The organism is Rhizobium sp. P2_G2 (genome assembly GCF_056403555.1).
This window is the reverse complement of the sequence record NZ_JBFUFF010000064.1, coordinates 14,428-35,000: the sequence shown is the minus strand read 5'-3', so window position 1 is coordinate 35,000 and position 20,573 is coordinate 14,428. Positions and strand designations below refer to the sequence as shown.

General features: G+C 61.8%; 19 protein-coding genes (1 of these 19 running past the window's edge). 12 read left to right on the top strand and 7 right to left on the bottom strand.

Annotated elements, in window-relative coordinates:
• On the top strand, nt 1–829 hold the 3' portion of the coding sequence (gene gcvA, locus AC1D06_RS29775; protein WP_477876393.1) for a transcriptional regulator GcvA. The gene continues 89 nt to the left of window position 1, outside the view; only the last 829 of its 918 coding nucleotides appear in the window; the start codon falls outside the window, past its left edge; the stop codon is at nt 827–829.
• 24 nt (nt 830–853) lie between these two features.
• On the opposite strand, the gene mocR is transcribed toward gcvA, so the two are convergent.
• Nucleotides 854–2,308, bottom strand: coding sequence for a rhizopine catabolism transcriptional regulator MocR (gene mocR / locus AC1D06_RS29770; RefSeq protein ID WP_477989533.1), 1,455 nt, complete (start codon nt 2,306–2,308; stop codon nt 854–856).
• A gap of 130 nt (nt 2,309–2,438) precedes the next feature.
• Between mocR and iolE the strand changes: the two genes are divergently transcribed.
• The 6 genes from iolE (at nt 2,439) to AC1D06_RS29740 (ending at nt 8,407) form a co-directional block, all read left to right on the top strand.
• Nucleotides 2,439–3,344, top strand: a complete 906-nt coding sequence (gene iolE, locus AC1D06_RS29765) for a myo-inosose-2 dehydratase (RefSeq protein ID WP_477989531.1) — start codon at nt 2,439–2,441, stop codon at nt 3,342–3,344.
• Nucleotides 3,345–3,346: 2 nt separating this feature from the next.
• Nucleotides 3,347–4,252 carry a ChbG/HpnK family deacetylase gene (locus AC1D06_RS29760; protein ID WP_477989529.1) on the top strand — a complete coding sequence of 302 codons (906 nt, stop codon included), beginning with the start codon at nt 3,347–3,349 and terminating at the stop codon, nt 4,250–4,252.
• Nucleotides 4,253–4,292: 40 nt separating this feature from the next.
• The gene (locus AC1D06_RS29755) at nt 4,293–5,273 is read left to right on the top strand and encodes a rhizopine catabolism ABC transporter substrate-binding protein (protein WP_477989527.1); all 981 of its coding nucleotides are present in this window, start codon (nt 4,293–4,295) and stop codon (nt 5,271–5,273) included.
• A gap of 71 nt (nt 5,274–5,344) precedes the next feature.
• Nucleotides 5,345–6,478: an ABC transporter permease gene (locus AC1D06_RS29750; RefSeq protein ID WP_477989525.1), complete on the top strand. Its 1,134-nt coding sequence runs from the start codon at nt 5,345–5,347 to the stop codon at nt 6,476–6,478.
• Nucleotides 6,475–7,275 (top strand): ATP-binding cassette domain-containing protein, encoded by an 801-nt coding sequence (locus AC1D06_RS29745; RefSeq protein WP_477989523.1) that lies wholly within the window; start codon nt 6,475–6,477, stop codon nt 7,273–7,275. The genes AC1D06_RS29750 and AC1D06_RS29745 overlap by 4 nt, the downstream gene beginning before the upstream one ends.
• A gap of 22 nt (nt 7,276–7,297) precedes the next feature.
• A complete protein-coding gene (locus tag AC1D06_RS29740) occupies nt 7,298–8,407 on the top strand; it encodes a Gfo/Idh/MocA family protein (RefSeq protein WP_477989521.1) in 1,110 nt (369 codons plus the stop codon).
• A gap of 98 nt (nt 8,408–8,505) precedes the next feature.
• Here AC1D06_RS29740 and AC1D06_RS29735 read toward each other — a convergent pair whose 3' ends face one another.
• The 6 genes from AC1D06_RS29735 to AC1D06_RS29710 form a co-directional block, all read right to left on the bottom strand.
• Nucleotides 8,506–9,144 (bottom strand): hypothetical protein, encoded by a 639-nt coding sequence (locus AC1D06_RS29735; protein ID WP_477989519.1) that lies wholly within the window; start codon nt 9,142–9,144, stop codon nt 8,506–8,508.
• 7 nt (nt 9,145–9,151) lie between these two features.
• Nucleotides 9,152–9,763, bottom strand: coding sequence for a hypothetical protein (locus AC1D06_RS29730; RefSeq protein WP_477989517.1), 612 nt, complete (start codon nt 9,761–9,763; stop codon nt 9,152–9,154).
• A 76-nt stretch (nt 9,764–9,839) separates the two neighbouring features.
• Nucleotides 9,840–10,712, bottom strand: coding sequence for a hypothetical protein (locus AC1D06_RS29725; RefSeq protein WP_477989515.1), 873 nt, complete (start codon nt 10,710–10,712; stop codon nt 9,840–9,842).
• A 63-nt stretch (nt 10,713–10,775) separates the two neighbouring features.
• The gene (locus tag AC1D06_RS29720) at nt 10,776–12,041 is read right to left on the bottom strand and encodes a calcium-binding protein (RefSeq protein WP_477989513.1); all 1,266 of its coding nucleotides are present in this window, start codon (nt 12,039–12,041) and stop codon (nt 10,776–10,778) included.
• 156 nt (nt 12,042–12,197) lie between these two features.
• Entirely contained in the window at nt 12,198–13,601 is a 1,404-nt protein-coding gene (locus tag AC1D06_RS29715; RefSeq protein ID WP_477989511.1) for a coniferyl aldehyde dehydrogenase, read from the bottom strand.
• A gap of 4 nt (nt 13,602–13,605) precedes the next feature.
• Complete coding sequence (locus AC1D06_RS29710; protein ID WP_477989509.1) at nt 13,606–14,748, bottom strand: MFS transporter; 1,143 nt, start codon at nt 14,746–14,748, stop codon at nt 13,606–13,608.
• A gap of 290 nt (nt 14,749–15,038) precedes the next feature.
• Between AC1D06_RS29710 and AC1D06_RS29705 the strand changes: the two genes are divergently transcribed.
• The 5 genes from AC1D06_RS29705 to AC1D06_RS29685 all read left to right on the top strand — a co-directional run bounded on the left by AC1D06_RS29705 (nt 15,039) and on the right by AC1D06_RS29685 (nt 20,504).
• Entirely contained in the window at nt 15,039–16,079 is a 1,041-nt protein-coding gene (locus AC1D06_RS29705) for an AraC family transcriptional regulator ligand-binding domain-containing protein (RefSeq protein ID WP_477989507.1), read from the top strand.
• Nucleotides 16,080–16,158: 79 nt separating this feature from the next.
• Complete coding sequence (locus AC1D06_RS29700) at nt 16,159–17,751, top strand: xylulokinase (RefSeq protein ID WP_477989505.1); 1,593 nt, start codon at nt 16,159–16,161, stop codon at nt 17,749–17,751.
• On the top strand, nt 17,744–18,391 hold the full coding sequence (locus AC1D06_RS29695; protein WP_477989503.1) for a class II aldolase/adducin family protein: 648 nt from the start codon (nt 17,744–17,746) through the stop codon (nt 18,389–18,391). The genes AC1D06_RS29700 and AC1D06_RS29695 overlap by 8 nt, the downstream gene beginning before the upstream one ends.
• Before the next feature lie 3 nt (nt 18,392–18,394).
• The gene (locus tag AC1D06_RS29690) at nt 18,395–19,855 is read left to right on the top strand and encodes an aspartate aminotransferase family protein (RefSeq protein WP_477989501.1); all 1,461 of its coding nucleotides are present in this window, start codon (nt 18,395–18,397) and stop codon (nt 19,853–19,855) included.
• A gap of 1 nt (nt 19,856) precedes the next feature.
• Nucleotides 19,857–20,504, top strand: a complete 648-nt coding sequence (locus AC1D06_RS29685; RefSeq protein WP_477989499.1) for a hypothetical protein — start codon at nt 19,857–19,859, stop codon at nt 20,502–20,504.
• Nucleotides 20,505–20,573 lie beyond the last annotated feature (69 nt).

The following is a 20,573-nucleotide window of genomic DNA, read 5'->3' as shown; positions in this document are numbered from 1 at the left end:
GCTGACACCGGCGGCGGTCAGCTACCAGATCAAGGAGATCGAGGATCAGCTCGGCGTGCAGCTGTTCATCCGCTCCAGCCGTTCGATCAAGCTGACGGAAGCCGGGACGATCCTGCACGAGGCGGCGTCAGAGGCGCTCGACCAGCTCAGCCGGGCGATGACGCGCGTCCACCGGCTGTCGCGGGGCATGACACAGCTCAAAGTCTCGGTCGATCCGCAGGTGGCGACGAAATGGCTGATGGGTCGGGTAGACCAGTTCCGCAAGCTGCATCCGGCCATCGATCTGCGGTTCGATGTCGCCTATGAACTGCGTGACTTCGAAATCGACGATATCGATGTCGCCATCCGCTTCGGCGCCGGCAAATATCCCGGACTTGCGGCCAACAGGTTGTTCGAGAACGTCATCGTGCCGGTCTGCAGCCCGCGTCTTCTGGCTTCGGGCAGGCCATTGAAGGAGCCGCACGATCTGCTGCAGCACACCCTAGCGCATATCGAATGGTCCCGCCCCGGGGTGACATGGCCGAATTGGCACCAATGGATGGCCGCGGCCGGCATCGCCGATTTCGACGACAGCCGCACCATCGTCTTCGAGCGGTCGGCCGACGCGGTCCAGGCTGCATTGACGGGAGAGGCGGTGGCGTTGGCCGACTTCGCCATGGTGGCAAACGACCTCTCCGAGGGGCGCTTGATCCGACCGTTCGAGCTCAGCATCCGGGTGCCGGCAGAGTTCGCGTATTTTCTCGTCTACCCGGAAGAGACGACGAACGACCCGCGGATTGCCGCTTTTCGCGAGTGGATTCTCGGCGAGACGGCGAAGATGGCGATGTAGACTAAGGCGTTGAAAGTGTCTCCATCAATCGCATATCTCCGTGCTGCGACGCGCCTTTTGCAACATGGCGATACCACGGTGCATCTCGTCTTCATCCGCGCCGGCATAGCCCATGACCAGGCCCTTGCGCGCAGTCCCATGCCGGTACTGGATTGACAGAGGCGAAACGCCCAACCCGAGCTTGCGTGCCTCATCGGCGAGAACGCGGTCATCCATGTCATGCCGAAGAATTCCCACCATCTGGATACCGGAACTGTTGGGCACGATTTCGAGCCAGTCCGAGAGATTCTCTTCGCATAGGGTACGGAACCTTTGCCGCCGGCTGGCATAGTGTCGGCGCATGCGCCTCAGATGCCTGGCCATATGCCCCTCTTCGATGAACTCGGCCAATGCCGCCTGCAGCACCAGCGGCGCAAATTGACCGGTTATGCTGAGCGCCCGGGCAATACCGGCCGGGAAGCCGGCCGGCAGGACCATGAAGCCGAGCCGCAGAGCCGGAAACAGGATCTTGGCGAATGTGCCGACATAGATGACACGGCCGCCCTTGTCCTGAGCCTGCATGGCCGGGATCGGCTGGCCTTCGAACCGGTACTCGCCGTCGAAATCATCCTCGATGATCCAGCAATCCAGCGCATCGGCGATGTCCAGCAGTCGCAGTCGCTGCTCCATCAGCATGGTCGCGCCAAGCGGATGGTGACAGGCCGGCGTTACATAGGCGATCCGCGCAGCCTGAGGCGGATCGAGCGTCCAACCCGTCTCGGTCACACGCATCGGGTGGAGAAAGGCGCCGGCGGCCGCGAATGCGGCTTGCGCGCCATAGTAACCGGGCTCTTCCATCCACACGGTTTCGCCGGGATCCAACAGAAGCCGCGACAGCAGGTCGAGGCCGGCCTGTGCACCAGTGGTGACCACGATCTGCTCGGCGCTGCAGCGAACACCGCGCGACGCCTTGACATAATTGGCAATGGCCACCTTGAGCGCCGGCAGGCCGGCGACGTGATAGGTGCCGAACAAGGAGGCGCGGGAGAAGCGGGCATGCTTGGCGATGAGCCGGCTCCAGGTCGAGAACGGGAAAGTCTCTGGGTCGGGCATGCCGGGATGAAAAGCCAGTTGCCCGGGCACGCCATGATGGGCAGGCTGGCGGAGCATAGTCTCGCCGCGGGCCGACAACCGGCTGGATGCAGCCTGCGCGCGGTCAGGCTCCAGGCCCGACGCTATCGGCAGGTTGACGATGATGGGCGTCGCGCGGTGCCTCGCCTGGATATAGCCCTCGGCTGTCAGCTGGTCGTAGGCCGCGTTGACCGTGTTGCGCGCGATTTCGAGATCCTGTGCCAGGAGCCGGGTCGAGGGGAGCGCGGCCCCGGCAGGCAGGATGCGTTCGGTGATCAGCCGTCGCAATTCCTCGTAGAGTTGCTTCCGCAGCGTTTCTGTACTGTCGTCACGCGATAAAGCGATCGATTCCAGCGGAAAGTTTTCCACGCGAGCCCTCTTTCCAGCAACTGCCAGCCCTTCCGCGTGCGAATCTGGTTCCTCGCAAACGAGCCGATCTGGCTCTTTTGGTAGGCACAGATGCTGGTAACATTTCTTTCATGAAATGAGGGAAATTCCAATGGGCGTGAAGATCGGCATCAATCCTATTACCTGGTCGAATGACGATGTGCCCTCCCTCGGCGGCGACACGCCGCTGGAAACCTGTCTCAGTGAAACGCGGCAGGCCGGCTATGACGGAGCCGAACTCGGCGGCAAATTCCCGCGCCAAAGTGCCGAGCTTTCGGATATCCTTGGTCGTCATGATCTCGCACTCGTATCGGGCTGGTTCGACGGCCGCATTCTCGACCGCGAGGTCGACGAGGAATTCGACGCCATCCTGCCGCATCTGACCCTGCTGCGCGATCTCGGCGCTACGCGCGTCGTCTACGCCGACACGTCCCGCGGACGCCATGACGGGATTTTCCAGCCGATCTCGCAGCGCCCAAGGTTGCCGGACGATGAATGGGCCGCCTATGGCGCCAAGATCACCAAGCTCGCCGAACGCATGGCGGAGTTCGGTGTTGGCATGGCCTTTCACCATCACATGGGCACGATCGTCGAGACGGACGCCGAGATCGGCCAGTTGATGCGGCATTCGGGCGAGGCAGTCGGGCTGCTCTACGACACCGGCCATTGCGTGTTTTCCGGCGGCGATCCGAAGACCTTGCTGGCAACACATCTCGCCCGCGTCGTTCACGTTCATTGCAAAGACGCCCGCCCTGCCATGCTGGCGAAGGCGCGCGCCGAGGATATGAGCTTCATGGGCGCGGTGCTGGAAGGAATTTTCACCGTGCCCGGCGATGGCTGCATCGACTATCCCACGCTTTTGAAGATCCTTGCCGATGGCGGCTATAGCGGCTGGCTTGTGGTCGAAGCGGAGCAGGATCCGGCAAAGGCGCATCCGCTGACCTACGCGACCATGGGCTACACCTATCTGAGGCAGGCGGCGCTGGATGCCGGCTTCACACTCGACGGCAAGGGATGAACATGGACAGACCAGCGCCAGAGCGTTCCGGCCTGATCGTCAATATCGACGATCTCGGAATGTGTCATGGCGCGAATGCGGCATTCCTCGATCTCTTTGCCCGTGGCCGTTGCGATTCCGGCTCGGTCATGGTGCCCTGCCCCTGGTTCTCCGAGATCGCGGAAGCCGGTCGCCAGACGCCGGGATTGAAACTCGGCGTGCATTTCACGCTGACGGCCGAGAAGAAATACTATCGCTGGCGGCCCCTCACCTCGCCTTCGATACGCTCAGGTCTGGTGGATGGCGATGGCTATTTTCATGGCGACCCGATCGACCTGCGCTACCGCGCCGATCCGCTGGCAGTGGAAGAGGAGATGCGGGCGCAGGTGGAAACCTTTCTGGCAAAGGGATTGAAGCCGACGCATTTCGACTCGCACCAGGACGCGGCGCTGGCTCCGGAATTCCTGCCGATCTATCTCAAGCTGGGCAGGGAATATGACGTGCCRGTGCTGTTTCCGAAGTCGCTGTCCGGTCATGGTTCGATCGGAGGCATTGGCGCGCTGAATGCCGCCTCTTACGAGGACGTGGCGCGGGACCTGGCCTCCTCCTGCAATATACTGGTCGACCAGGTACTGGAAACGCCTTGGCATCTGCAGGAGAGCGCCGAAGACCATTACCGGGCAATGTTCTCCAAGGCGGCGGGAGCCGGCCTGACATTCGTGGCTCTGCACGCCAATGCGCCAGGGGAGATCGAACATATCGAGCCGGACAGCGCGATGATCCGCATACGGGAATACGAGCTGCTGAGGACACCCGGACGGATCGACTGGCTGGACGGCTTGGAGGTAGTACGTGGCACACTTTGGGAGTTCCAGCAGCGCATGAAGATCACTGAGGAGATAGGCGCCGATCCCGCGGGCGCAGACTGAATTTTCCGACAATGCGGGCAGCCTGTAGAGGGATGGAACAATGCAACGCATCAAGAGAATGAAGAAAATCCTGTTTTCCGCCGGCATTGCGGGAGYGCTGCTCCTGGCTGGATTTGCACCCGCAGCCGCCCAGATGAAGCCGGCGAAGGATGTCCATATCGTCTTCGTCACCCACGGTCAGGCCAACGACAATTACTGGTCGGTGGTCAAGAACGGCATCAAGGAAGCGGTCGACCAGTTGCATGTGAAGGTCGACTATCAGGCGCCAACGACATTCGACGTCGTCAAGATGGGGCAGATGATCGAGGCCGCGACCGCCGCCGGCGTCGATGGTCTTGTCGTCACCATCCCCGACGCCGCGGCGCTGGAAGCGCCGATCAAGGCCGCCAAGGCCGCCGGCATTCCCGTCATCGTCACCGATACGGGCCTCGAACAGGTCAAGCCATGGGGTCTCGACCTCTATATCGGCGGCGGCGCCGAATATCCGAACGGCCTCAATGCCGGCCACATGCTCGGCAAGGAAGGCGTCAAGAAGGCGATGTGCGTCAATCACGAGGTCGGCAATGTCAGCCAGGACGAGCGCTGCCGCGGCCTTGCCGATGGACTGAAGGAAACCGGCGGCACGGTCGATATCGTTGCCGTGACGCTCGACCCGACCGAGGCCACCCGCCGTGTCCAGGCCTTCATGACGGCGCATCCGGGTTCCGACGCCATGGTCCTGCTCGGCACGACGCTGGTCGGTCCGATGCTCGACATGCTCAAAGAGCAAGGGATCGACGGCAAGCTGAAGATCGGCGTGTTCGACCTCTCGCCTGAAGTGCTCGACGCGATCACCGACGGCAGGATCCTCTTCGGCCTCGACAACCAGCAGGTTCTGATGGGGTATCTGCCCGTTGCCGTGCTGACGGCGCATGCGATGTTCGGTACCATGCCGACCTCCGACATCATCACCGGTCCGGTGCTCGTCACCAAGGCGACCGCCGCGTCCGTCAAAACCCTCAGCCAGCAGGGCTACCGCTGAGCGCAAGCGGGCGGTGCGCTCTGCCGCGCCGCCCGCAGGTCGACGTGCCCTTGAGAATGCGAGGACGATTTATGAGCAATGAACGGATTGCAGCTGCGAGTGGAACCAATCCACCCACTGGCGTACGGGCGATATCTCAAACCGCATTCCTGTCCCGGGCGCTGAGGCGGCCGGAACTGGGCGCGCTCGGCGCCACCCTTTTCGTCTTCCTGTTTTTCCTGGTCACAGCGTCGGGCAGCGGGCTCTTCAGTCCGCTCGGCATCGTCAATTTCCTCACCGTGTCGGCTCAGCTCGGCATTCTGGGGGCAGCCGTGTCACTGTTGATGATCGGCGGCGAATTCGATCTTTCGCTCGGCTCGACGATCGGCTTTGCCGGCATCGTCATCGGCATCGGCGTGGTCACGCTGGGCCTGCCGATCTGGCTGTCGGTGGTGATCGCCTTCATCGTGGCCGTCATCATCGGCGCGCTCAACGGCCTGCTCGTGACCCGGACGAAGCTCCCCTCCTTCATTGTCACTCTGGCGAGCTACTTCATCTTGCGAGGGCTGAGCCTGGTCGTAACCCGCATGCTCACCGGCCGGACACAGATACCCTACATCACCAAGGATTCACATGAGACGGGACTGATCTGGATCTTTGGCGGCAAGTTCGGCACCTCGTTTCTCAACTGGCTGGCCAGCATCGGCTGGTTTCCGACCCGAGCCGATGGACTTGCCGCCGTGCAGGGCCTGCCGGTGTCAATCGCATGGTGGATATTGCTGACCATCGCCGCAAGCTGGATCCTGCTGCGTACCTCGTTCGGCAACTGGATCTTCGCTGTCGGCGGCGACGTCAATGCTGCCCGCAATGTCGGCGTGCCGGTGGAGCGGGTGAAGATCCTGCTGTTTATCGGCTCGGCGCTGGCAGCGACCCTGTTCGCCACGATCCAGGTATTGGAAGCTGGGTCGGCCGACGTGCTGCGCGGGACCCAGAAGGAGTTCGAGGCGGTGATCGCAGCCGTGATCGGCGGCAACCTCCTGACGGGTGGTTATGGCTCGGCGGTGGGCGCCATGTTCGGCGCGCTGATCTTCGGCACGGTGCAGATGGGCATTTTCTACACCGGGGTCGACAGTGACTGGTTCATGGTTTTCCTCGGACTGATGGTCCTGGTCGCCGTGCTGTTCAACAACTATATCCGCCGCAAGGCGACGGAGTCACGCTCATGATCGCTACCGCCAACCAGACAACGCCGATCGTCAGCCTCGAACAGGTGAGCAAGCGCTTCGGTTCGGTCAATGCGCTCACCGATATCAGTTTTGCCGCCCACAGGGCGCAGGTCCACTGCTTGCTGGGCGACAATGGCGCCGGCAAATCGACGCTGATCAAGATTCTCTCCGGCGTTCACCAACCTTCGGCCGGCGTGATGCGCATCGATGGAAAGGAAACGGTGCTGACCTCGCCGCGGCAGGCGCTCGACAGCGGCATCGCCACGGTGTTTCAGGATCTGGCAATGATCCCGCTGATGTCGATCACCCGCAATTTCTTCCTCGGTCGTGAGCCGCACAAAGGCAGCTTGCTGACCCACCGCTTCGATGTCCGGCGCGCGGACGCGATCGTCACCGAAGAGCTGGACCGCATGGGCATTGCCGTGCGTGATCCGCAGCAACCGGTCGGCACGCTGTCGGGTGGAGAGCGGCAATGCGTGGCGATCGCCCGCGCCGTCTATCACGGCGCCAGGGTACTGATCCTCGACGAACCGACGTCGGCGCTCGGCGTCCACCAGGCTTCGATCGTCCTGCGCTACATCGCCAGCGCCCGTGAACGCGGCATCGGCGTGATCTTCATCACCCACAACATCCACCATGCTTATCCGATTGCCGACATGTTCACCTTGCTCAACCGCGGCAAGGTCTACGGTACGTTCCGCAAGGACGAGATTTCCGAAAGCGAGGTCCTCGACCTGATGGCCGGCCGACGGGAGCTCAAGGATTTGCATGTGGAGCTGGCACGACCCGCCTCCTGAACTCATTCAAAAGGTAACCGCAATGAACAACAGACGTCGCCTGAAAATCGGCGTGGCCGGCTGCGGCCTGATCGCCCAGGTCGAGCACATTCCCAACCTGCTCGCCCTGCCCGCCATGTTCGAACTGGTCGCCATCAGCGACCCCTCGCAGACGGTTTGCGACGCGTTGTCTAAGCGCTTCGGCGTGCCGGCGGTCGCCGATGCGCAAGTCCTGTTCGGCATGGGGCTCGATGCGCTGATGGTCTGCGCGCCCGATGCATGGCATGGCGAACTGGTCGAGGCCGGGCTGAAGAACGGCCTGCATGTGTTCTGCGAAAAGCCGCTTTGCTACGGTGCTGCTGAGATCGATGCGCTCATGGAGCTGGAGCAGCAATCCGGATTGGTGGTTCAGGTCGGCTACATGAAGCGGTTCGACCCCAGTTACCAGGCCGCATGCGAATACATCAAGGACAAGGGCGGAAAGCTGCGCGCTATCAGTGTCGAGGTCAACGATCCCGATGCGGGACCATTCGTCGGCCATCATCCATTGATTGCTGGTTCTGACGTGAGCCCAGCACTGATTGCCGAAACGGGAGACCGCAAGGCGAAGCAGGTTGCCGCCGCACTGCGGCGGACACCTGGCGCGATATTGGCCAAAGGATTCGCCGGAGCGTATTGCTCGTCACTGGTGCACGACGTCAATGCCGTTCATGGTCTGCTCGATGCCATGGGCATCACGGCCGGAAAACCGCTGCAAGCGGCAATCTTCGCCGGCGGCGCTGCCGCCCAGGGCGCGGTCGAACTGCGCGATGGGATGGCCCTGTGGAATATGGTCTATCTGGAATTGCCGTCGGTCGGTTTCTACCGTGAGCGGATCAGCCTCTATTTCGACGACGAAGTGGTCGAACTGGTCTTCCCCGCACCCTATCTCAATCATTTCCCGACGCAATTGACCATCACCCGTCCGGGCGGCAAGGATATCGAAACTGTCGACGTGAGATCCGGCTTCAACGAGCCCTTCGTGCTGGAACTCGAAGCATTGTGGTCAAGCATCACGCAGGGAACGTCGAAGATCAACACCATGAGCGAGGCCCGGCGCGATCAGGCTTTGCTCGCTGCCCTCGCTTTGAAGGCCGCGCAACATCTGGATTGACAAACATAGTCCGGCGCCGTGTGAAGCATGGCACCAACACCCATCGAGACCACGCCCTGGCAGGTCCGGTCGACAAGACGCGCGCCGCGCCGCGGAGGTCACTCCTGCGGCTGCTCCCAAAAAATGATAAGATCGCTGAGGACCGGGTTTATCTTGAGCAATTGGGGATTGTCGGGGGCGATGTGATCGGCGCCATAGAGCGGCCCCAGCATGTCAAAGGTGACACCGGGCGCTGAAAAAACCGCAACCACCCTGCATCCGCCCTCCAATTTGCCCCGCGGGAATTCTGCGGATACTGCGTTGGGACCGCCATCCCTCGTTTGATCGAAGCCCGACAGATCGAGTGGGGCGCCATAGACCGCGGTGGCTTCTTTGAGCGTCATTCCCACTTTGAGGCCAAAAACAGTCCATTGACTATTCTGTTCCCTGAGGTAGAGCCCCGTCGGTTTGCTCCTGATGACATCGTCAGACCATTGGATTTCCAAACGCAGCGTCGGATCATCGGGATAAAGCTGCATTCCAGCCCACGATTCTCCATCGGTGCCGGCCACAACTGCAACCCTGGCCTGCTTGCCATGGTGCTTGAGGATCGCCAGACCGGTCTGACCGGGATTGACCGGCCATTTGCAGTTGACCTCGCCTCCCGGCGGTCTTTCCGCAGCCACAGTCATATTGCCGGCATCAGCCGCCAGAACCGCCAATGCGGCCGATGCGAAGAGGGAAAAGCGCGACTTCATGATACGATTATCTCCTGGACCACGAGAGGGACAGTTGGCTGACAGTCGGACGCTGCTTCACCAAGTCCGGACTGTCGGAGGAAATCTCTTTCCCGCTGAGCAATTGCTGGATTTTGAGATCATAGGAACCTGTAAACGTGACGTTCAGGCGGCAACCACCGTCAAGCTTCTCCAATCGCCCGCCTGAAAAGACTCCGTTGCCTTCGATATCATCGTCCGTCATTTTGAGCTTGAACTGACCGCCATTGATCGCCGCGACATCCTCAAGGCTCATTCCGATCTTCACACCGTTCACCGACCAAGCAGGGACGCTCGACGACACTTCGACGGCTGCAACGTTTTTGACGAAATCATTGTCCTCGAGTTTCACATCGAGCTGAGCCTCAGAGGAAAAAAGCGCAACTTCGATGGAGGAATTGTTGTTCTCATCGTCGAATTCGCTGAGCCTTGCCTGTTCGCCAAAGCGCTCATACAGACTTTCGCCCGTGTCTTTGCTTGAGACCGGACCGCTGCAGGTGAGTTCTCCGCCGACCTTAGGAGCATCTGCCGCATGAGCGGTACCCAGCCCAAAGGTCGCAACGATCAAAGGAAGCAGGAATATGCATAATTGCTGTTTCATGAAACGAAATCCTGTGCATGCCCGAAGAGCTGGGCGATGTCTGATGTGATATGATTGAGGCGCAACGGGCACGCTTTCAGGGGTCATCCGGGTTCGCTTGCTGCAGGCGCTGCAGGGCATCCTTAGGTCCCAGATAGCGCCCGAGCTTGCTGTCCCATTTGAAGCGAACCGATTGCTTGCGCTTGGAGACTGCAACTGGCGGCTCGCCGCAATAATCTCCCCCGCGTGTCTTCGATACCGTCACGCTCACCTCGACTGTATCCGGCATGTGCCTTCGGCGTGCGCCAAGCGTGCGGAAGGATGAAACCTGCTTGACGGTGCCGTTGTCGTCACAGCCTTGCCAGTCGAGTGTGAAATAGGAGACCACCGTTGCCAGCCGATCGTTTCGCACCAGCAACAGGGTGGTGAACAGATAGGCCTCCTGCGAATTGAAGTGCGAGGAGCGAAAGATCAGCACACTTCCGCCGCTCGACAGCGGCAATATCGGCGGTTCCTCCGGCGAGGTCCAGAGATCGAGGCCGACATCGATGGCGTCCAGAAGACGAACCTCTCCGTCAAGCGCATAAAACGCCAGCACGGTAAAGCTCTGGGCGGAGCCGCCGTCCTGGCCAAAATCGAAAACCAGCACCATCTGCCGCTTGCCGCCCGAAACAAGGTCGAGCCTTTCGACATGATCGATCTCGGCCAAGCTCATGTCCGTGTTTTCGCTGTCCGGGTCGTTCACATGCCGCACCCTGCGGATCTTGCCGCCTCTATAGACGTTTCCGTCTTGGTGCAGGTCGGCGACGAAATAGCGGGCAAGATCGAGATAGGTCGTCGGCGATCCAGACGCGACGCGATCCTCCAGAGCCACATTCGCAAACTTTGCGCCAGCGCGCGCTGCAGATGCCACATTCGCGGCGAGGAGCCCGATTGCAAACGCGAGCAGCAAATTCAGTAGGGGTTTCATTCGGCATTCCTTCGATATGACTGGTCTGCCGGCCAGGAACGGCCAGCTATCCCGTGGTCCGGGTCAGAACATGAAATGGTCCTGTGCCAGGTCCGCCATCGTGGCGTTGTCGAAGGTTAGGACATCCCCACCGCCGAAATGCATCGAAACGCCGGAAGCGGTCTGCTTGGCATGAGAGAGGACGTCGGAAAAATCGTCGAGCCCTGCTATGCCGCGCAGATCGATCACGTCCTGCAGGCCGTTGAAATCGCCGATATGGTCATGACCGCCGCCTTTCGAGAACACGAATGTGTCGTAGTCGGCGCCGCCATACAGCATATCGTCACCCTTGCCGCCGGTAAGGATATCATCGCTGTCGAGACCATAGAGGATATTGGCCCCCGCATTGCCGTTGATGACATTGCTCTCACCGTTGCCGGTCGCCGTCAGTCCGCTTTTGCCGAGCAGCGTCAGGTTTTCGAAATTGAGGTCCAACGTCCAGTTGGTCGCTGCTTTGACGGTGTCAATGCCACTGTCCATGCCCTCGACGAGCTTGGTCTGCTTGTCAGACACCAGATAGAGGTCGTCGCCGATGCCGGCGTCCACTTCCGTCGCATGGCCGCCCCGGCCGTCATAGATGTCGTTGCCGCCGCCGAGATGCACGGCGCCGGTCAGGGTACCGTCATTGCGGATGATTTCACGCGAGGCGTAATTGCTGGACCCTATGGAAAGAATGCCTCCGGTGATTTCGCCATGGTTGACGACGACCGAGCGGGCGCCGGAACCGGCCAGGAAGCTCATCCCGACCACGCCGCCGTCGATCGTGCCGGTATTGACCGTCTTGCAACTGTCGGTGCCGTTAAGGGATAGGACAACGCCTACGCTATCGCCGCCGATAGTCCCAGCGTTGACGATCATTCCTTCAGCATTGCCCGTGACGCCATACATGGTGGCGGCGATGTGTCCGGTGATTTCAAGCAGCGTATGGGCACCATTGAACTCGATGCCCGATTGGCCTGAGATCTTGCCGTTATTGACGAGGTGCTCGTTGTCGGCAAAGCTGGCAATGCCCTTGGCACCGGTGACAACACCATGCGCTGAAACCGTCAATGTGCCGCCGCCGCGATGCAGATCATTGCCGACGACAACTCCGAATCCGGCGGATGGATCGGCGGTTATATGGCCGGCGATGAGGAAATCGCGGTTCTCGGCGCCATTTTTCGCGTTGATGCCATGTCCCGGTTTTCCGGTCACGGCGATATTGGCGTCACGATCGAGGACATAAAGGACGTCGTCTTTGGCGGCGCTCACCGTGGTGTCGCTATCGGTCGAAAAGTGGATGGTCTTCATCAGTTCAGCCTCAGGAACATTTGTTCGTCTGATGCTGATTTGAGGCGCGTCCGTTTCACGGGTATTTTCCGCAGCACGCCTTTTTGTTTCAATTGTTTCATCGGGAGTTTTTTGAACGAAAACGACCAGGCTGCGGCGCGGCCGTTAGCCCCAAGCTTATCCGCGCGTCATGAACCGCGCCAGGAGCGCGGCGATCCGGCCATAAGGCGGCATGGCCAGACGTGCCGGATTGAAAAGCCGCACCTTGGCGATGCCTCTTGCATGCGAGAAACGGACAAAGCCGTCAAAGCCGTGATAGGCGCCGATGCCGCTCGGCCCAATGCCGCCGAAGGGCAGATCGCTTTGCGCGATGTGCAGCAGTGTGCCGTTGATCGTGACATTGCCCGATATGGTCGCCGCCAAAGTCTTGCGCTCGATCGCCCTGTCGCCGGTGAAAAGATAGAGCGCCAGCGGCCGCGGACGCTGGCGGATAAAGCACAGCGCTGCATCAAAGTCATCATAGGGTACGAGCGGCAGGACTGGTCCGAAGATCTCTTCTTCCATCAGCAGGCAATCCGGAGGCGGGTCCAGCACCAGGGTGGGCTGCATGCCGCCAGTTGGGATCGGGAGATCAGCGGCGACGAGCTTCGTGCCGCGGGTACGGCATTCGTCGAGGCCCTTCGTGAGCCGATCCAACGCGCGGGCGCCGACGAGGGTCGAATAGTCCGCACCGCCATCCTCACTCGGATAGAAAGCCTTGATCCTGGCGAGCAAGGCTTCCGTGAGCGCATCGAGCTTGCCGCGCGGCACGAGGACATAATCCGGCGCGATGCAGGTCTGGCCCGCATTCATCAGCTTACCGAAGGCAATGTCGCGCGCTGCCTCTTCGATGGGATAGTCCGGCGCGATCAGCGTCGGCGACTTGCCGCCGAGTTCGAGCGTCACCGGTGCGAGGTTCTGTGCTGCGGCCGCCATTACCTTGCGGCCAACGGAAGTGGAGCCGGTAAACAGCAGATGATCGAAGGGCAGAGCCGAAAAGGCGGCGGCCACGTCGGGGCCGCCCTCGACCACCACGACTTCCTCGGGGCTGAAATATTCAGCGACCAGCCGCTTCAAGAGGGCCGAGGTTTCCGGCAACAACTCCGACGGTTTGATCATCGCCCGGTTGCCGGCGGCGAGGACATCGATCAACGGCCCGAGCGCCAGCAGCAGCGGATAGTTCCAGGGCACCATGATGCCGACCACGCCGAGCGGCTGATATGCGACCCAGTTTGCCAGTTGCAGGAATTCGATCGAGCGGCCGCGCCGGTGCGGCCGCATCCAGCGCCGCAGGTGCCAGCGCGTATGGCGAAGCGACGTCATCAGCGGCGAAATTTCCAGCAATAGCGTCTCATGGCGTGAGCGGTTGCCGAAATCGCGAGAAATGGCGCTGCACCACTCTTCGCTATGCTGCTTCAGCAGTCGGCCAATCCGATCCAGGCGGTCTCGGCGCGTCGCATAGGTCGGATTTGGCTCGAGCTCGAAAGCATCGCGCTGCCGCGTCTGGATCGATTGCATCGTCTCGGAAACGGCGGCGTCCAAATTCTCATTCTCCCGTGCGTGGGCTGAGAGCCGATGGGCTGCGATGCAGGTGCCCGAACACGATCATGCCCAAACCAGCCGCCAACACAAGCGGTAGCAGGCAGGACCAGGCAAAGACCGATGGATTCGTCGCGACGAGGATCGGCCCGGCGACCCCGGTGCCGATCGTTGCCCCGACAATAGCGACAACCAGCGTGCGCGACATCAGCGATCCATCCGCATCATTCTCCGTCAGCACGCCCGTCAGGAAGGGGGTGACGATATAGAAGCCGATATTGACGAAGACCTGCGTCGTCACAAAGACGAAGGCGGTGAAGATATTGAACAGGAAATAGATCGCGACAGCCATGACAAGGAAGCCGAGCAGCACAGAGGGCAGCCGCATCGACCGCTCGCGCGTCATCGAGGGAACCACGGCGCCGACGAAGCCGAGAAGTGACGAAACCGCGAGATAGAAACCGACCTCGCCGCCGCTCAGGCCGACCCGCTCGCCGACATAGCCGCAGATCGCCCATTGCGCAGCCTGCACGGCATAAACCAGGAAGACCACAACCATGGTCAGCAGCATCTTGCCGCGGTCGAGCCTGGATTGCTCGGTTGCGACGGGTATGGCTTGTGGACGCCGGCCGAGAAAGATGAAGAAGGGCGCCATGATGACCGTGAAGGCGGCGATGGCCAGGAAGACCGGTGCACTGTCCGGCCGCAGCTTCATCAGCGAAACCACGAACAGCAGCAGGCCCATGGTCGTGCCGCCCACCAGGCTAATGACGCCCCAGAGCCGCTCCGCATTGGCGAGCGAGGCGAGATTCATGCAGACGAGACTGAAGATCGCCCCTTCACCGAGGCCGGCCACGAGCCGCGCGCCGGCCAGCGCCCAGGACGAATGAAGCCAGAAGCTCGATGCTTCGCCGAGAACCACGGCGATCAGGCCGGCAATGGCGACGGCTTTCCAGGATCGCTTGGCGAGACCCGGCAGGAAGATGCCATAGAGCGCAATGCCGGCCAGTTCGGCGGCGGCGACCACGGTGGCAAGGCCTTCGTCATAGCCGGCAAGCTTGCTGATCGATAGCACCACGACGGGCGTGACCATCGTGCCATTGAGGGCTACGGCATAGGCGGCGCTGAGGCCAAGAATCCACCAGATCATCGAATTCCCCCCGGCTCGCAATTGCTGATTTGCATGACCCGCGCGCCTTCGATCCTTGTCATTGCCCCTCCCCCGAAGCGGTATCGTGCAGCATAGAACGTCGAAACCCGCCGGCAAGGGATCACCGAGGACATGATGGTATCCGATCCGGCCAAACTGGAACACCATGACATGCTGAAATCCGTTCGGGTGGACGACAGGAGATCACATGGCAAGGCAGGAAAATCTTGAAGATCGCGGCAGGATGGCTTTAAATCGGCAGCCTGCGAGCGAACCAAGAAAGGGGTCAGATGAAGCCAGTCGACGCGCGTTACATGACCGCGAACATCCCAGCCTTTCTTATTCGCAGCCTTGCCGCGACGCTTGGCGAGGTCGGCCTTGATGCCGGGCGCCTCCTCGCCGGCCTCGGCGTTACCATGGGCGACCTTGCCGATCCCGCCTGCCGTATCTCCTTCCGTCAGGGGCGTGAAGTGATCCTGCGCGCGATGAAGATGGCCAGGGGCAGGCCGCTCGGGCTCGAAACAGGCATGCGCGAGAGGATCACATCGGTTGGCCTTGTCGGCTATGCGATGCTGACGGCAGCCACGGTGGGCGAAGCGGTGCGGCTCGGCCTCGACTTGCAGAAGGACACCGGCAGCATGCTGGAGTTCGACATGCGCGCCTCGGGCGAGGGTGTAGCGGTGACGGCGACGAGCCGGTTCAGCGATCCCGACATCTATGTCTTCCTCGTCGAGGAGGCCTTTGCCAGTTTCATGGGCATCGGACTTGCTCTCGCCGGCGAGGATTTCAAGCCGCTCCGCGTCGACTTCGCCTATCCCGCGCCACCCTATGTCGACGCGTATACCAATGTCTTCGGTAGGGAAGTCCGGTTCGGCGCCATCGACAATGCCTTCGTCTTCGACCCCGCCTGGTACGATGAGCCGCTCAAGACAGCCGATCCTTTCGGCCATCGGCAGCTTCTCGAATTCCTCGCCTTCCATCGCGCCCGCTCGCGCGAGGCCGCCGAAGTCATCGAGTCCGTCGAACGGGTGCTGCGGCCGCGGCTCGACGGACACCATGCCATTGCGAAGGTCGCCCGCGAGCTCGGCATGAGCGAACGGACCCTGCGGCGCCGGCTTGCGGAGAGCGGTATCTCCTTTCAGGGCGTGCTCGATGGGCTGAAGAAGAACCGGGCGCTCGAACTGCTCGCCAATCCGCAGATGTCGGTCGAGCAGATCGCCTTTGCCGTGGGCTTCACGGACCCGCATAATTTCCGCCGTGCCTTCCGGCGCTGGACGGGCTCGACCCCTGGCGCCCTGCGAAAGGATCTGGCCGTGAATTGGCCGAAATAGACCCCAAATCGGATCGGCCGACCGCTTATCGAAATGAGCGGCCTCAGCTAGACCCGTTGCCTGGGAGACTATGAAACTGATGGCATCCGACCCGTACATATTGGCGATCGATCTCGGCACGAGCGGCTGCAAGGTCGGGCTCGTCTCGCTGACGGGCAGGCTCGCCGGCTGGGCGTTCCGTCCCGTCCGGCTCGAAGTCGTAGACCGGATCGGTGCCGAACAGAACCCAGAGGATTGGTGGACGGCCTTCATCGAGGCCGCCCGCGAGGTGATCGGCGAAAGCAGCATCCCGGCCTCCAGCATCGCCGCCATCTGCACCTCGACCCAGGGCGAAGGCACCATTGCCGTCGACCGTAGCGGCAAGCCGCTGATGAATGCCGTGATCTGGCTCGACATGCGCGGCGCCCGCTATCTGAAGCGCGAAATGCGCGGCCTGAAGGTTGCAGGTTATGATGCGCTGAAGCTGCAGAAATGGTTGCGGCTCTGCGGTGGCGCGCCGGCGCTGTCAGGGAAGGACCCGGCAGGCCACATGCTGCTGATCCGTGATGCCTTTCCCGAGATCTATGCCCGGACTTACAAGTTCCTCAATGTGCTCGATTTCTTCAACTTGCGCCTGACCGGCCGCTTCTGCGCCACGCAGGATTCAATCCTGACCTCCTGGGTGACCGACAACCGGGACGTCGACAATATCCGCTACGATGACGGCCTGATCGCGATGAGCGGCATCGACAGGGATAAATTCCCCGACCTCGTTCGCTGCACCGATGTCATCGGCACCCTGCTGCCCGCGGTCGCCGAAGCAATCGGCCTGCCGGCGACGACACCAGTCGTGGCCGGCGCGATCGACAACACGGCGGCCGCCATCGGCGCCGGCACGCAGGCCGATTGTGACGCCCATCTCTACATGGGATCGTCGTCCTGGATCGCGGCGCATGTGCCATTCAAGAAGACCAATGTCCTGACCCAGATCGCTTCGGTGCCTTGCGCCGTGCCGTCGAAATATCTGATGATGGCGATGCAATCGAGCGGAGCTTCCAACATCGCTTTTCTCAAGGATCGCATTGTCTTCCACAAGGACGGGCTAATCGATGCCGAGCCCTCGATCGACACCTATCGCATCCTTGACGAAATCGCCGCGCGCATGCCCGCGGGCGCCGAGGGGGCGATCTACCTGCCCTGGCTGTTCGGAGAGCGCTCCCCGGTCGATGATCGTTCGCTCAGGGCAGGCATCTTCAATCTGAGCATGCAGCACAATCGCGAGACGCTGGTCCGTGCCGTCTTCGAGGGTGTGGCGCTCAACACACGCTGGATGATGAAGCCGGTCGCCGGCTTCATCGGCCACAGGATCGAGGAACTCGCCATGATTGGCGGCGGGGCGATGTCGGATGCCTGGTGCCAGATCTTCGCCGATGTCCTCGATGTCCGCATTCGGCAGCTCCGTGATCCGGTGAAAGCCAATGCCCGTGGGGCTGCGTTCATCGGTGCCGTCGGCCTCGGCCTGCTTCGTTTCGAGGATGTGCCCGGCCTCGTCGAGGTCGAACGCCGCTACGAGCCGGACCGCGCCAACCGGCAGCTCTACGATGACCTGTTCGGCACCTTCACCGAACTCCACAAGCGGCTCGCACCGCTCTACCGGCGCCTCAATGGCGGCAATGAGAGGGCCTATGGCTAGTTTCCGGACCGAACGGCAAGCAGTCGCCGACATGTGCCGCCATTTCGCCGCGCATGGCTATTTCGCCGGTACCGGCGGCAATATCGGGCTCAAGCTGGATGACCGGCTTTTTGCCGTGACGCCGACCGCAACGGATTACGAGACGATGCAGGCCGAGGATATCGTCATCCTGCGGCTCGACACGCTGGAGCAGGTCGAAGGCGACAGGAAGCCCTCAGTCGAGAAAGGCCTGCATCAGCGCATGCTGACGGCCTATCTCGACCGGCGTGCCAGCATCCATACCCACCAGCCGATCGCCAGCGCCGTCGCCCTGTTGCACGAAACCCTGCTATGGCCGGTCGGCAGCCCGTCCGAGTTCGGCCGTCATATCGGGCTCGTCCCCTACCGCCCATCGGGCACCAGCATGCTGGTCAAAGCGCTGGGCAAGTCCCTGAGACAAGATATCTACGCCTATCTGCTCGCCAGCCACGGCGTCATCTACACCACGACGAACCTCGATGATGCAGCCGCAATGGCCAGCCGCATCGAGGCCGCCGCCGCCATCCATCTGCGGACACGCATCGACCAGAACGGCCCGGCCGTCGCGCTCCGGCATATGATTGCCGCGACGCTGGACAAGGCCGTGAATTCAGGAGCCTGAGACATGAACATGACACCACGCCCCGCCGAACCTGCCTATGCGATCAGCCAATGGCCCGACAACAAGGACCTGATGGACCGGTTGAATGCGCTGTTGAAACTGCCCCCGCGCGGCATCCGCAAGGATGCGATGCCCGGCGTCCTCGAATATTTCGAGCAAAAATGCCAGACGTCCAAGGCCTGGGCAAAGCGGGCCGAGGAGGTGATTCCCGGCGGTGTGCAGCATAATCTCGCCTTCAATCATCCTTTCCCGATCGCTGCGACCAAGGTCGACGGCCCCTATATGTGGGATGCCGACGGCAACCGCTATATCGACTTCCTTCAGGCGGGCGGGCCGACGCTGCTTGGCTCGAACTACCTGCCGGTGCGTGAGAAAGCGCATCGGGTGATCGACGAATGCGGCCCGGTCACCGGCCTGCTGCACGAATATGAGATCAAGCTCGCCGAACTCATCCGCCACCATATGCCTGGCATCGAGATGTTCCGCATGCTCGGCTCCGGTACCGAGGCCGTGATGGGCGCGATCCGCCTCGCCCGTGCCCATACCGGCAAGAAATGGGTGATCAAGGTCGGCGGCGGCTATCACGGCTGGAGCGACCAGATGGTCTATGGCATGCGCGTACCAGGCACCGGCCGGCGCGAGGCGATCGGCATTCCGCGCGGCGCAACCGGCCACACGCAGGAAGTCTTCCCCAACGAGCTTTCGACGCTGCGCCGCAAGCTGCTGCTCAATCGCCTCCGCGGCGGCACCGCGGCCGTCATCGTCGAGCCGCTCGGCCCGGAAAGCGGTACGCGGCCGGTGACGCCGGAGTACAATGCCGAGGTGCGGAAACTCTGCGACGAGTTCGGCGCGCTCCTGATCTTCGACGAGGTCGTGACCGGTTTCCGTGTCGGCATGGGCGGCGCCCAGGGCTATTTCAACGTGCGGCCGGACCTGACTGTCTTCGGCAAATGCATCACCGGCGGCTATCTGATGGCAGGCGGGATTGGCGGGCAGAAGGACATCATGATGACGCTGGTCGGCGGCATCGGCACGTCGAAGAAGCGCGCCTTCGTCGGCGGCACGCTCTCTGCCAATCCGCTCTCCTGCGTCGCGGGCTATCACGCGATCGAAGAAATGGCGCGGACCAATGCCCCTGTCATCGCCGGCCGCGCCGGCGACCGCTTGGCCAAAGGGCTGAAGGAGATCATGACCCGGCTCGGCCTGCCCTATGTCGTCTACAATATGGGCTCGATCGTCCATCTCCAGACCTCGGCGGTGCTGCTGATGAGCATGCGCAACCCGATCAAGCTGATGCGTGAAGTCAATGCCCGCCGGCACCTGATGGAGGAGATGGGCGCGGCCTATCTCGCGCATGGCATCCTGACACTTGCCGGCAGCCGCATCTATACGAGCATGGCCGATACCGACGAGGTGATCGACGATGCGCTGAACCGCTTCGAATCCGTCTTCAAGTTGGTGTGACATGACTGCGGACAACAGGGCAATCGAGGATGCGCTCGGGCAGGCGGCCATTCGCTTAGCCGGCAAAGGTTTTTTGCAGCCGGGCGATACGCTCTCGCAGCGCATCCCCGAACAGGATGCCTTCGTCGCAGTCACGATCGCCCCGCCGGGTGCCACGATGGCATTCCGCTGGGTCAATCTGCGGGATCTGCCCTCCGGCTTGCACCACCGCATCTACGCCGTTCGACCGGATGTCGGCGCCATCGCTTCGGGCGCACTGCCCTGGACTGGGGCGCTCGCCGGTCTCGGCCTGTCGCTCCCGGCTGTCTTCGACGAACAGGTCCGCCATCTCGGCGTTGAAGTATCGCGCCTGTCCATGCTCTCGACCGACGACAGGCCGATCGTGGCCCTGTCCAGCGGCGCCAATGCCTATACGCTCGACGATGTCTCGCTCTGCCTCGGCATGGGGCTCGCACGGCTCACGGCCAATGTCGAGATTCTCGAGAAATGCGCCGAAAGCTTCGTGCTGGCGCAGAGCGCGTCACGAAAGGTGAAACGCATTCCATGGCTGGTCAAATTCATCGCCAATGGGCGGCTCAGGAAAGATCAGAAGGACGCCGCCGCACGACACCTTCGCGGCGAGCGGGCGATCATGAAAGCCGGCTACTGATGATCAAAGGCGGGCGACAGCGCCGCGACAAATTCGTCTGAACCGCCATTGCCTGTTTGATTTCGCGGT

Coding starts and splice junctions, on each gene's coding strand:
- iolE (WP_477989531.1), top strand. CDS start 2,439: ATGGGCGTGAAGATCGGCATCAATCCTATTACCTGGTCGAATGACGAT.
- AC1D06_RS29750 (WP_477989525.1), top strand. CDS start 5,345: ATGAGCAATGAACGGATTGCAGCTGCGAGTGGAACCAATCCACCCACT.
- AC1D06_RS29745 (WP_477989523.1), top strand. CDS start 6,475: ATGATCGCTACCGCCAACCAGACAACGCCGATCGTCAGCCTCGAACAG.
- AC1D06_RS29740 (WP_477989521.1), top strand. CDS start 7,298: ATGAACAACAGACGTCGCCTGAAAATCGGCGTGGCCGGCTGCGGCCTG.
- AC1D06_RS29735 (WP_477989519.1), bottom strand. CDS start 9,144: ATGAAGTCGCGCTTTTCCCTCTTCGCATCGGCCGCATTGGCGGTTCTG.
- AC1D06_RS29730 (WP_477989517.1), bottom strand. CDS start 9,763: ATGAAACAGCAATTATGCATATTCCTGCTTCCTTTGATCGTTGCGACC.
- AC1D06_RS29725 (WP_477989515.1), bottom strand. CDS start 10,712: ATGAAACCCCTACTGAATTTGCTGCTCGCGTTTGCAATCGGGCTCCTC.
- AC1D06_RS29720 (WP_477989513.1), bottom strand. CDS start 12,041: ATGAAGACCATCCACTTTTCGACCGATAGCGACACCACGGTGAGCGCC.
- AC1D06_RS29710 (WP_477989509.1), bottom strand. CDS start 14,748: ATGATCTGGTGGATTCTTGGCCTCAGCGCCGCCTATGCCGTAGCCCTC.
- AC1D06_RS29705 (WP_477989507.1), top strand. CDS start 15,039: ATGAAGCCAGTCGACGCGCGTTACATGACCGCGAACATCCCAGCCTTT.
- AC1D06_RS29700 (WP_477989505.1), top strand. CDS start 16,159: ATGGCATCCGACCCGTACATATTGGCGATCGATCTCGGCACGAGCGGC.
- AC1D06_RS29695 (WP_477989503.1), top strand. CDS start 17,744: ATGGCTAGTTTCCGGACCGAACGGCAAGCAGTCGCCGACATGTGCCGC.
- AC1D06_RS29690 (WP_477989501.1), top strand. CDS start 18,395: ATGAACATGACACCACGCCCCGCCGAACCTGCCTATGCGATCAGCCAA.
- AC1D06_RS29685 (WP_477989499.1), top strand. CDS start 19,857: ATGACTGCGGACAACAGGGCAATCGAGGATGCGCTCGGGCAGGCGGCC.